15 protein-coding genes are annotated in these 12,201 nt (G+C 33.4%); 8 read left to right on the forward strand and 7 right to left on the reverse strand.

The window, feature by feature from the left end:
* Positions 1 to 378: 378 nt before the first annotated feature.
* The 8 genes from HNQ35_RS03775 (at position 379) to sigK (ending at position 6,829) form a co-directional block, all read left to right on the forward strand.
* Positions 379 to 519: a sporulation histidine kinase inhibitor Sda gene (locus HNQ35_RS03775; protein ID WP_146936853.1), complete on the forward strand. Its 141-nt coding sequence runs from the start codon at positions 379 to 381 to the stop codon at positions 517 to 519.
* 195 nt (positions 520 to 714) lie between these two features.
* On the forward strand, positions 715 to 3,051 hold the full coding sequence (locus HNQ35_RS03780; protein WP_146936852.1) for a Na+/H+ antiporter subunit A: 2,337 nt from the start codon (positions 715 to 717) through the stop codon (positions 3,049 to 3,051).
* Positions 3,051 to 3,389, forward strand: a complete 339-nt coding sequence (locus HNQ35_RS03785; protein ID WP_146936850.1) for a Na(+)/H(+) antiporter subunit C — start codon at positions 3,051 to 3,053, stop codon at positions 3,387 to 3,389. The genes HNQ35_RS03780 and HNQ35_RS03785 overlap by 1 nt, the downstream gene beginning before the upstream one ends.
* Positions 3,382 to 4,863: a Na+/H+ antiporter subunit D gene (locus HNQ35_RS03790; RefSeq protein WP_146936848.1), complete on the forward strand. Its 1,482-nt coding sequence runs from the start codon at positions 3,382 to 3,384 to the stop codon at positions 4,861 to 4,863. The genes HNQ35_RS03785 and HNQ35_RS03790 overlap by 8 nt, the downstream gene beginning before the upstream one ends.
* 5 nt (positions 4,864 to 4,868) lie before the next feature.
* The gene (locus HNQ35_RS03795) at positions 4,869 to 5,345 is read left to right on the forward strand and encodes a Na+/H+ antiporter subunit E (protein ID WP_146936846.1); all 477 of its coding nucleotides are present in this window, start codon (positions 4,869 to 4,871) and stop codon (positions 5,343 to 5,345) included.
* Positions 5,342 to 5,656, forward strand: coding sequence for a Na(+)/H(+) antiporter subunit F1 (locus tag HNQ35_RS03800; protein ID WP_146936844.1), 315 nt, complete (start codon positions 5,342 to 5,344; stop codon positions 5,654 to 5,656). The genes HNQ35_RS03795 and HNQ35_RS03800 overlap by 4 nt, the downstream gene beginning before the upstream one ends.
* On the forward strand, positions 5,637 to 6,005 hold the full coding sequence (mnhG, locus tag HNQ35_RS03805) for a monovalent cation/H(+) antiporter subunit G (RefSeq protein WP_146936842.1): 369 nt from the start codon (positions 5,637 to 5,639) through the stop codon (positions 6,003 to 6,005). Before HNQ35_RS03800 ends, mnhG begins: the two co-directional genes overlap by 20 nt.
* Positions 6,006 to 6,121: 116 nt before the next feature.
* Entirely contained in the window at positions 6,122 to 6,829 is a 708-nt protein-coding gene (sigK, locus tag HNQ35_RS03810; RefSeq protein WP_183330121.1) for an RNA polymerase sporulation sigma factor SigK, read from the forward strand.
* Between the two features lie 46 nt (positions 6,830 to 6,875).
* On the opposite strand, the gene HNQ35_RS03815 is transcribed toward sigK, so the two are convergent.
* The 7 genes from HNQ35_RS03815 to mltG form a co-directional block, all read right to left on the reverse strand.
* Positions 6,876 to 7,412, reverse strand: a complete 537-nt coding sequence (locus HNQ35_RS03815; RefSeq protein ID WP_146936838.1) for a hypothetical protein — start codon at positions 7,410 to 7,412, stop codon at positions 6,876 to 6,878.
* Positions 7,413 to 7,535: 123 nt separating this feature from the next.
* Positions 7,536 to 8,225: a 5'-methylthioadenosine/S-adenosylhomocysteine nucleosidase gene (gene mtnN, locus HNQ35_RS03820; protein WP_146937115.1), complete on the reverse strand. Its 690-nt coding sequence runs from the start codon at positions 8,223 to 8,225 to the stop codon at positions 7,536 to 7,538.
* Positions 8,226 to 8,251: 26 nt separating this feature from the next.
* On the reverse strand, positions 8,252 to 8,896 hold the full coding sequence (locus HNQ35_RS03825; RefSeq protein ID WP_146936836.1) for a YrrS family protein: 645 nt from the start codon (positions 8,894 to 8,896) through the stop codon (positions 8,252 to 8,254).
* Between the two features lie 88 nt (positions 8,897 to 8,984).
* Positions 8,985 to 9,461, reverse strand: coding sequence for a transcription elongation factor GreA (gene greA / locus HNQ35_RS03830; protein ID WP_146936834.1), 477 nt, complete (start codon positions 9,459 to 9,461; stop codon positions 8,985 to 8,987).
* Between the two features lie 196 nt (positions 9,462 to 9,657).
* Entirely contained in the window at positions 9,658 to 10,287 is a 630-nt protein-coding gene (gene udk / locus HNQ35_RS03835) for a uridine kinase (RefSeq protein ID WP_146936832.1), read from the reverse strand.
* 5 nt (positions 10,288 to 10,292) lie between these two features.
* Positions 10,293 to 10,958 carry an O-methyltransferase gene (locus tag HNQ35_RS03840; protein ID WP_146936830.1) on the reverse strand — a complete coding sequence of 222 codons (666 nt, stop codon included), beginning with the start codon at positions 10,956 to 10,958 and terminating at the stop codon, positions 10,293 to 10,295.
* 20 nt (positions 10,959 to 10,978) lie between these two features.
* On the reverse strand, positions 10,979 to 12,097 hold the full coding sequence (gene mltG, locus HNQ35_RS03845) for an endolytic transglycosylase MltG (protein ID WP_146936828.1): 1,119 nt from the start codon (positions 12,095 to 12,097) through the stop codon (positions 10,979 to 10,981).
* Positions 12,098 to 12,201 lie beyond the last annotated feature (104 nt).

Raw genomic sequence — 12,201 nt, forward strand, 5'->3', positions numbered from 1 at the left:
ACTATTTAAAAGGCTAATCCCTATTTAATACTATAACAAATAGATTCGATTAGGAAGTAAAATTAATGAATGACAGATTTTTTTCCTAAAAAAAACAAAGCAATCATAATAAATAATAGAAAGACTATAAATAAAGTAAAAAAATCGTTCGACAAATTCTCCTATTTTTCGATTTGTGGATAATTTTATCAACAAGATAAACCATTATAACAACAGCATTCGTAACATTTAAAAGGAAAGTTATGCACACCTTAATGTAGATAAGTATCCTCTTGTTCGTTTTTTAAAATCATGGTAGATTATTAATAGTCTTTATTAGGAAACAAAGTTAGAGCATGTACTTTTTTTATTAACGGTCTCGATATAGGAGGATTTATTATGTATCGTCTTTCTGATAAATTATTATTGGACGCGTATAGAAAGGCAATTGAACTAAATTTGGAAGCTGACTTTATTTCGCTAATTAAAAAAGAAATCTCACGGCGAAATCTCGGCCATAAAATGAAAATAACGTGTTAAACTAAATGAAGATATTAAGTGAACATCCTCCTTTACCAGTTATTTCTGGATTTAAAAGGGGGTTTTATTTTTCGAGTGGTTAAAATTATGATAAACTTATTTAGTATGTATCTATTTGTCGAATTTTACATAACCATTTTAATCGATGAAATAGAAGCTATATTAGAATCATCTTATTAGGAGGGCATCGATTTCATGATATTCGCAATATTCGTTCCGCTACTTTTCGCCTTATTAGTCCCATTCTTAAGTAGACTCAAACATAAAATACATACTGGGATTTTCGTACTAATAGTTCCATTAGGAATATTCCTATACTACGTTCGCTTTATCGGGAAAGATTTCGTTCCTATAAAAAAGACATACTCATGGATTCCATCTTTAGGAATGAATCTCGACTTGTATTTAGATGGACTTAGTCTATTATTTATTCTTTTAATAAGTGGAATCGGAACACTTGTTGTCGCCTATTCAATCTATTATTTAGATCAAACAGAGAGATTAGGCCATTTTTATGTTTATTTACTCATGTTTATGGCAGCAATGTTAGGCGTTGTTTCCTTTGACAACTTATTTGCCTTATACACTTTTTGGGAACTAACATCTATTTCATCATTTTTATTAATTGGATATTGGCATACAAAAGAACGCTCACGATATGGTGCACAAAAATCGATGTTAATTACTATATTCGGTGGCTTAAGCATGCTAGGAGGGTTTATTTTACTAAGCGTCATTGCTGGCACATCAAGTATTAGAGAACTTATACAGAATGCTGATATTATTTTAAATAACAACTATTTACCACTAGCTATGGGTTTAATTCTTTTAGGAGCATTTACTAAATCTGCACAATTCCCATTCCACATCTGGTTGCCAGATGCAATGGAAGCACCAACACCGGTCAGTGCATATTTGCACTCAGCAACAATGGTTAAAGCGGGGCTCTATCTAGTCGCTCGCTTCTCACCTATTTTCTCTAATTATGAATGGTTTTTTATTATCATAAGTACGTTCGGAATTGTGACATTATGCTGGGGCTCTTATATGGCCGTCCGTCAAACAGATCTAAAAGCAATATTAGCCTATTCAACAATTAGTCAACTTGGTATGATTATGGCTATGCTTGGCTTTGGTACTGAAATTGCTGTTTTTGCAGCTGTGTTTCATATTTTAAACCATGCGACTTTTAAAGGTAGTTTGTTTATGGTAGCTGGTATCGTTGATTTACAATCAGGTACTCGTGACATCCGAAAACTCGGCGGTCTATTTACAATGTTACCTATAACAGGAACGCTAGCACTATTTGGTACGTTCTCAATGGCTGGTATACCGCTTCCATTTTTAAATGGATTTTATAGTAAAGAAATGTTCTTTGAATCGACACTTCAATTATCGTTAACCGGATCTAATTTACAACAAATCCTTACCCAAATGATGCCATATCTTGCTGTATTTGGTAGTATATTTACATTTGTTTACTCCATGTACTTGTTTTTCGGTGTATTTGGTAAAAAGAAACATGATTTACAATTACCTAAAACACCAAAAGAGGCTCCATTGGGTATGCTGATCCCTCCTTCTATCCTAGTGTTAGGGATCATAACAATCGGTTTATTTCCAAATGCTTTTAACAGGCCATTTTTAGCTCATGCTTTAGAGGCGATAAATCCTCAAGCTGCAAGTCAATCCATAGGATTTTGGCATGGATTAAATACACCATTTATTATGTCTTTAATCGTCGTTGGTATGGGACTTGTTCTTTACGGAACACGTTCAGCTTGGACAAAAATCTACCAAGTCATACCTGGAAAATTAAGTTTTAATCGTGTTTATGATCGAATCGTAGAACAGATTGATCGCCGATCAGCTCGTATAACAAACACGTATATGAATGGTTCTTTAAAAACATATATTTCATTCATTATTGGAACAATCGTTTTAGTAACGACTACTTACCTATTTATAACCGATGGATTTACAATAAAGTATGATAATCTAGCTGAAATATCAGTTATTGAAATCGTCGTTGTTGTATTAATCGTGATCGCTTCGATAGCTACGATTTTTGTAAATCATAACTTAGCAGCTTTATTAATTACTGGTATCGTTGGTTACGGCGTCTCTATTTTGTTTCTCATTTATCGAGCACCCGATCTAGCTTTAACACAATTAGTTATTGAAACTGTATCTGTCGTCTTGTTCTTATTAGCATTTTATCATTTACCTAAAATGCGTATGCGAGATGATCAAAAGTTAACAAAATTTAAAAATGCTGTGATCGCCATCGGATTTGGAACACTGATGACCTTAATCGGAATTTCCGCACATAGCTCAAATTGGTTTGAACCTATTTCCGATTATTTCTTAGAAACAGCTCAATCGATTGGCGGAGGAACAAACGTTGTTAATGTCATCCTTGTTGACATGCGTGGACTTGATACTTTATTTGAGATTACAGTACTGGGGATTGCTGCATTAGCCGTATTCAGCCTCATTAAGTTAAAAAAAGATAAGGGGGCGAATAAATAATGGAAATTATTATTTCTATATTAGCTGGAATCATCTTTGCGGTAGCCGTATACAATTTATTACAAAAACAAATGGTACGTATCATTATTGGAACCGTCCTTATTTCACATGCGGCTCATTTGTTTATATTAACAATGGGGAAATTAAAACGTGGGCAACCACCAATTCTAACCGAAGGAATTACGTCATATACTGACCCACTACCACAAGCATTAATTTTAACATCAATTGTCATTAGTTTTGGTTTAACAAGTTTAATGCTTGTGTTAGCTTATCGAACGGCTAAAGAAAATAATACAGATAATATGGAACAATTAAGGGGTAAGCCAAATGAATAATCTAGCTATTTTTCCAATCATATTTCCACTCTTTGCCGGGACAATTTTGGCCTTTACGCATTCAAAAGTTAATATATCGCGACAGTTAGCCAAGCTTTTTGCTTCAATTAATTTATTCATAGCTATATACCTTGTCTATTATGTGTCACAAAAGGGTACAATCGTATTAGAAACTGGCGACTGGGTCGCACCTTATGGTATTGTCATCGTTATGGATATGCTTTCTGTTGCTTTAATTTTAACAACAAATATCATTGTTATTGCTACTGTATTTTATGCACCACATTCGCTTAATATCAAACAAGAAAAGCATTATTTTTACGCTTTTTTCTTCTTTCTAATAAGCGGTGTGAGTGGGGCGTTCTTAACAGGAGATTTATTTAACCTATTCGTATTTTTTGAGGTTCTACTTATTGCCTCCTATGCTTTAATTGTGCTAGGTGGGGATAAAGTGCAATTAAGAGAATCGTTAAAATACGTACTAATTAATGTCTTTTCATCCATACTGTTCGTAACGGCAGTTGCATTCCTTTATGGTGTAGTCGGAACTGTTAATATGGCGCAAATTGCTGAACGTGTTCAGGAAGTAGATCAACAAGGAATATTAACAACGATTGGTATTTTACTATTTTTCGTATTTGCTACGAAGGCAGCATTATTTCCACTTTACTATTGGTTACCAAAATCATATATTGTGCCAAATCCAGTAGTCTCAGCTATATTTGCTGCTTTATTAACGAAGGTTGGAATATATTCAATTATTCGTGTGTTTTCGTTAATATTTGTGCATCAATTAGATTTAACTCACGATATGTTTATTTGGATTGCTGGACTATCAATGATATTTGGTGTGATTGGAGCACTTTCAACAAATAATATTAAACTCATCATTGCATACAATATCATCCCTGCAATTGGATTTATTATGATGGGGATTGGATTTTATAATCAATCTGGTATGAGTGGTTCAATTTATTATTTAATTCATGATATGATCATTAAATCGGCTCTTTTCTTACTCGTTGGCATTATTGCTTATGTGGCAGGAACTTCTGATCTTAGAAAAATGAAAGGTTTAATAAATACATATCCACTTCTCGGTTGGCTATTATTTATAGGAGCCTTTATATTAGCTGGTATCCCACCATTTAGTGGATTTATTGCTAAACTACAGCTTCTCAAAGGTGCCTTTGAAAATGGCGAAATCGTTATTGCTTTAATAGCTTTAGGAACAAGTTTACTCATATTATATTCCGTTATGAAAATCTTTATTAGAGGCTTCTGGGGTAAACAACCATCAGAACAAAACATTGAGAAGAAACCTATTTCTGGGATGGTTGCACCTGTTATATTTTTACTTAGCTTTTCAGTTATACTAGGAATTGGCGCAGAAATATTTGTTCCGACCATAGATTCAATTGCAGAATATTTACTCGATCCACAAATATATATTGATTCTGTACTAAAGGAGTAATGTAAATGGCCTTTCAAATTGTTATCAATCTCATTATTGCTATGATGTGGATGTTCTTAAGCGAGTCATATTCGATATCAAGTTTTATCGCTGGATATGTTCTCGGAATACTTTTATTATTAATTATGAGACGTTTACTTCCCGGACGATTCTATTTAGAGCGCTTTTTTAAAATCATTCAACTCATTTTACTCTTTATTAAAGAATTGATAAAATCAAATATTGATATTGTTAAACTCGTTTATACACCTAAACCAGATATTGAACCAGGTATCTTTGCTTATGAAACAGAATTGAAATCAGACTGGGAATTAACATTACTAGCTAACCTAATTACGCTTACACCAGGCACATTATCTGTTGCAATTTCAAATGATAATTCTACTATTTACATCCATGCAATGGATATTGATGATATCGATGAATCCATTCAATCGATTAAAAATACGTTCGAAAAAGCCATTATGGAGGTGACCCGATGAGTCAAGATATTTTATTAATGACAGAGCATATATTAGATTTGGTCGTCATGATTTGTTTTATTGGTATTTCCATTTCTCTTACTCTTTTGGTTTACCGTATATTAGTCGGACCGACCAACGCTGACCGAGCAGTCGCTCTGGATGCTATTGGTATTAATTTAATGGCTGTTGCAGCATTTGTTTCTTTTACTCTCGTAACTACACAATTAAATGACGCAATTTTATTAATTGCAATCTTATCATTTTTAGGAACCGTTGCCATCGCCAAATACTTAGAAAAGGGTGTTATCATTGATCGAGACTTGGATTAACATCATACTTAACATTGCTATTATTCTGTTTTTAATAACAGGTACATTTTTTGTTGTATCGAGCTCGATAGGTATTGTGCGGTTTCCTGATATTTATACTCGTTTACATGCTGCTACAAAAGCGTCTACACTTGGATTAGCAGGAATACTAATCGGGATGTTTATTTTCTTATTTATTCATCATAACATCGTTAGTGGGAAATTATTATTAGCATTATTTTTTATCTTACTAACAAATCCGGTATCAGGTCATATGATTTCCCGTGCTGCTCATCGTGCAGGAGTTAAACCAGTTACGAAAAATCGAACAGATGAATTGGAAGATGCAATAAAACATCATAAAGCATAAAAAAGCGACTATAAAAATGTCGCTTTTTTATTATGGACAGACACAACGATACCTTCAGCATCATAAAGATACTGATATAGGCATTTGCCCAAATAAAAAGTGTCGGAGGTGTTTTCGTGTCTTTTATAAGTGCTTTTATTTTATTAATTAAAGAAGCGCTTTTCTTTGTATCGTATGTTAAAAATCAAGCCTTCCCACAACCCCTCCCCCCAGATGAAGAGATGAAATATATTCAAGAAATGCAAAAGGGATGTCAGGATGCACGGAATAAATTAATTGAACATAATTTACGACTTGTTGCTCACATTGTAAAAAAATTTGATAATACAGGGGAAGATACAGAAGATTTAATTTCTATAGGGACAATTGGGCTTATCAAAGGTATTGAAAGCTATTCATTGGGAAAAGGAACAAAATTAGCCACATATGCCGCTCGTTGTGTAGAAAATGAAATCCTGATGCATTTAAGAACTTTAAAGAAAGTAAGAAAAGACGTTTCCTTGCACGATCCAATTGGTCAAGACAAAGAAGGCAATGAGATTAGTTTAATAGATATTTTAGAAGCCGAAAACGAAAACATTATTGAATACATTCAATTGAATATGGAAATCTCTAAAATGAGGAAATACTTTTCGATCTTAGATGATCGAGAAAAGGAAGTCATTATTCATCGTTATGGATTAAATAATGAGAAAGAATTAACACAAAAAGGGATTGCTAAACGACTAAATATATCACGGAGTTATGTATCACGAATAGAAAAAAGAGCGTTGATGAAAGTGTTTCATGAATATTATCGTAATGAAAGAAGAAAACGTTCTTAAAATAAAGTCGTGCAAAGTGTTATCACTTGCACGACTTAAAAATCCTTTAATTGTATTCCTCATAACGCTCCTTCTTATTAGGAAGTAACATTAAAATAAAATGCATGACGGCAAATACACTTGCGGCATAATAGGAAACATCCATTCCTGGTATCACATATGGTACGATAATTGGAAAAAATGTTACTACCATGATTGATACGAATAACAAGGATAAAAATGAATCGTAACGGATTTTTTTAGAAAGTCCTAATAAATAGTTCGCGATAATATAAATAATCGCACAAAACAAAGCATAGAAAGCCATAAATTTATAATTTAATGTATCATAATCCTTACTGGTGTTCAGTTCCCCTCCATAAATGATTCCTGGCCCATCAATAGGTAAGAAAGGAATGACTAAATAACTTAGAAAACCAGAAATTCCAAATGCAATCATAATAAATGCCATATAAAAAATAAAACCAACAACTCCTATTCCAAATTGTAAAATCTTTGCTACAAAGGACATACCTGGTATCATATGAAGAACATAGATGACGAATGCTAATAGTAAAGTAGCGATTGCAAGAAGAATTAACATAAAGATCACTCCCACTAACAAAACAATTCACGATACAACATACATAATTTTCAATTAGTTAAATTATATCATATATTTAAGACAATAAAAAAGCAACCGTATAAAATGGTTGCTTTTTTAAAACTAAATTGATGAGATCATTTTCATAATTAATGTAGCAGCATTTTTAGCTGCTTTATCTAGAAATGAATCAAAAGAAACCGAAGCATCTTTGCCAGCAATATCTGATAAAGCACGAATAACGACAAATGGTGTCTTATATTGATAACAAACTTGTGCAATAGCAGCTGCTTCCATCTCGGCAGCAATCATTGATGGAAACTTCTCTCTAACAAATTGTACCCGATCTGGATCAGCCATAAAACTATCACCTGTTGCGATTAATCCTTCTACAGCTCGTATATTAATCCCTATACTCGCTTCTTTTGTCAACATAACTAAATGTTCATCTGCCTTAAAACGTGTTGGCATTTGTGGAACTTGGCCATATTCATAATTAAACGCTGTTACATCGACGTCATGATGAACAACTTCATCTGAAATGACAAGATCACCTATATTTAGTTCTTTAGCAAATCCACCGGCTGAACCTGTATTTATCACATGTGTTGGTTTAAAACGTTCATGCATGATGGTCGTTGCCATAGCAGCATTAACTTTCCCAATTCCTGATTTTAATAGCACGATCTCCTTGCCTAACAGTTCACCATGCGTAAAATCACAATTTGCAATACGAACTTCTTTACTTTTTGTCATTTGTCCTTTTAATAAAGCTACTTCTTCATCCATTGCTCCAATAATTCCTATCACGATTATCACCTCATCATTTTTGCATATTATTAAGGGATGATCACTTCTTTTAATACTTCCACTTTCGTTGGCTGCCATCCTTCTTCATCAACCCACGACAAATAAACACGATACATTTCACTATGATCTTTCGAAGAGACAGTACCAATTGCTTCTTGTTCGCCACCACGACCTAACCAATGGATAATCATATTTTCCTCAGATAAATCTGTTGCAAGAAGCAATGCTTCAGTCATTTCTTTCCAATCCTGAGATGATTTATCGAATTGGGTCGTATGCGGTCCTTCTTGAATCGTTCCAACAGGCTTCCAATTCGCTGTATAAGCTTCTATCACATTGAGATCTGAGCTTTCAACAGGCTCTTTAACAAGCGTTTCATTAAAATCTTCTAATTCAAGTCCAGTCTCATCCGCATCTATACGTTCGTTTTCATCCTCAGATCCGGCTTCTTTTTGTTTTGATTTACGAATGGATGGATCTTGTTGTTCATTTTGTTGATTTGATTTTGCCATATTTGGTTCTTCTCCTTGATTGTCATATCCTACAAAGATCCACGTAACAATTAATACAACAATAAGTATGGTACCGGTGAGTGACAAAATTGTAATTGCTCTAGTATTTTTTCTCCGTTTCTCATATTTATCAACTCGACTATATTGCTCTTTACGGCCCATTTTGTCCCCTCCTACTTATACTCTATTATTGTACCATTATTTCTATGATATTTAATTAAAAAAGAGCGGTAAAACTCCGCTCTTAATTTTATTCTACTTTTATAATTTTCACTTGGAACTCGCCACCTGGAGTTGTTACTTGAACTTCACTTCCTACTTCTTTTCCAAGTAGGCTTTTAGCAATCGGTGAATCGTTTGAAATCTTTCCTTCTAATGGGTCAGCTTCTGCACTTCCTACAATGCGATATGTTTCTTCTTCACCATCAGGGAGTTCTTTAAATGTGACTGATTTACCTAATGAGACGACACTAGAATTATTATTATCATTTTCTATAATAACAGCATTACGAATCATTTGCTCAAGTTGTGCTATTCTGGACTCAACAAAAGCCTGTTCTTCCTTAGCTGAATCATATTCTGAGTTCTCGGATAAATCTCCAAAATCACGCGCTATTTTGATGCGCTCTACAACCTCTTTACGTTTCTCTGTTTTTAAATAAAGTAATTCTTTCTCGAGTTTTTCTTTTCCCTCTTCAGTCATGTAATAACTTTTATCTCTTGACATACAAAACACTCCTTTTAACATCTTTAAAACAATATATATAACTTGTTTGTTATGTATACACTTCATATACACACTAAAAGTACTAAAAACGAGCGGCACATATGTATGTGCGCTCGATTGTCCGCAGTGGTTTATGTTTATTCATATGTTCATACTATGGCAGATTTCTAATAAACATGCAAGCGTTTTCCATCTGTTAACGATTTTTATGAATAATTGTTTCAATTTTTGTCGCCATTAAATCTATTGCAACATGATTTTTCCCACCTTCTGGAATAATAATATCCGCATATCGTTTTGTAGGTTCGACAAATTGTAAATGCATCGGACGAACACTATTTATATATTGTTCAATAACTGATTCGACTGAACGACCACGTTCATTAATATCACGCATAATTCGCCGAATAATACGTAAATCAGCATCTGTATCGACAAATACTTTAATATCCATTAAGTCGACTAAGCGTGGATCTTCTAGAATTAAAATACCTTCTAAAATGATCACTTCTTTTGGCTCTACTGGAATCACTTTATCAGACCGTGTATGAAGTGCATAATCATAGACTGGTTTATTAATAGGATGTCCATTTAATAAATCTTGTAAATGTGAAACAAGTAAATCATTATCAAAAGCAAAGGGATGGTCATAGTTCGTTTGTAACCTTTCTTCAAAGGGTAAATGACTTTGGTCTTTATAATAATAATCTTGTTCAATCACAAGAATTGTCTTATCAGAAAATCGTTTACAAATAGAGCGTGTAACAGATGTTTTCCCACTTCCACTTCCACCTGCTACTCCTATAACGACTGGTTTAATACTCATCAATGTCATGTCCTTTCATGCCAATTACACTTATATGATGATACCTTATAACTTATAGCGACACCATCTCCTATTGGAACAATCGTCGTATTATATTGTGGATGACGACAAATCCACTCGTTATATGATCTCAATTTTTGAATCATGCTCTTAAAACGTGTTGGATATTGATTAGTCTTATCGGCAACATAGCCACGAAAAAGGACGTTATCCGATACAATTATTCCTGTCTTTGCGACTAATGGATGAACTAATTCAAAAAAGCGTTTATATTGACCTTTAGCCGCATCAATAAACACGAGATGATATGTTTTTTGATCGTCCTTTAACTTCTCTATTTGTTCCAAAGCGTCGCCAAAAATTAATTCAATGTGATGATTTTGATCAAATTGATTTATATTCTCTTTAGCAATTGCGTATCTTTTTTCATCACGTTCAATTGTTGTAATATGTGTTAGTGGATACGCTTGTAACATCTGTAAGGCAGAATAGCCAATGCCTGTTCCAATCTCTAATATATTCTTAGGCTTATGGATTCTAACAATTTGCATTAAAAACTGTATACCTAGTGGTTCCATTATAGGTACGTTCATCTGTCTTGCTTGTTGTTCAATGTGTTGAATCCATCCTGCTTTATCAGGCAACAAGCTATTTAAATAATTATCTGTCATAATGAAACCTCACTACTATATTATTTTATATGTTCATTCTTTAGTTTGACGTGCTCATCATGTGTTTTCGCATAATAAATATTTCCTTCTGCATCATGTAAAAAGTATAGAAAATCAGTATCTTCTGGATAAATAGCAGCTTGCAATGAATCCTCAGAGAAATTGGATATTGGTCCAACAGGAATACCTTCTATTTTATACGTATTATATGGTGAATCAACCTCTAAATCTTTCAGTAAAACTTTTTTCTTATGTTTTCCTAAAGCATATAATACGGTTGGGTCTGTCTGTAATTTCATTCCTGCTTTCAACCGATTATAAAAAACGCTTGAAATACTTCTACGCTGCTCTTTATTTTTAGCTTCCTTTTCTATCAATGACGCCATAGTTGTCATTTCATGAATAGACATATTTTTCTCTGTAATATCATCATAATATTTTCCAATAACTTCAGTTGATTTATTAAGCATCGCTTCTACAATCATTTCGACTGATACTTCTTCATCATAAAAATCATACGTTGCAGCAAATAAGTATCCTTCTAAAGGGTTACGAATATCTGGATGTAAAACATCTTCCGATAGCAGTGTCGGATATTGCTCAATTAATGATTCAACATAAGATACATCATTCACCCTGTTCAAAAATTCTTTTTGTTTAATGCCGATTTTTTTCTCAAAGATTTTGGCGATTTCTGGTATTGACAATCCTTCTGGTATAGTTACACGGTAAATCGCTTCCTTAATGACACGACCTTCTTTCAATGATTCTATAATTTCATCGATAGTCATAGCTTGTGTAAAATCATACTCGCCTGCTTGAAAATCCGATTCATTTTTTAACTTTGTATAAATGCGAAAAACACGACTATCTTTAATAATATGATGCTCTTCTAATAGTTTAGCAATAGTAGATGATGAAGCGCCCATTGGAATTTCTATGTGAATTTCTTTTTCGTTGTTCGGATTGACAGGTTGTAAAGCAGATTTGATATACATATAGCCAGAAATGCCCCCGATTAGTAAGATAAAAATAATGACGGTAATCATCATCATAACGATTCTTCTTACTTTTCTTGCTTCATGTCCACGGGCTATTAAATTATCTCGAAAAGACGATTTATTTTTCTTTTTAGACATATGCGGTTTCACCTCTCATCTGGTATATTATACTAAATATACTAGCTTATTTCTATATTTTTTTAATGAGGTTCTCGCATCATGATGATATAAACAGCTGGCAT

It is taken from the genome of Cerasibacillus quisquiliarum, assembly GCF_014202495.1.
In the GTDB taxonomy this organism is placed as follows: domain Bacteria; phylum Bacillota; class Bacilli; order Bacillales; family Amphibacillaceae; genus Cerasibacillus; species Cerasibacillus quisquiliarum.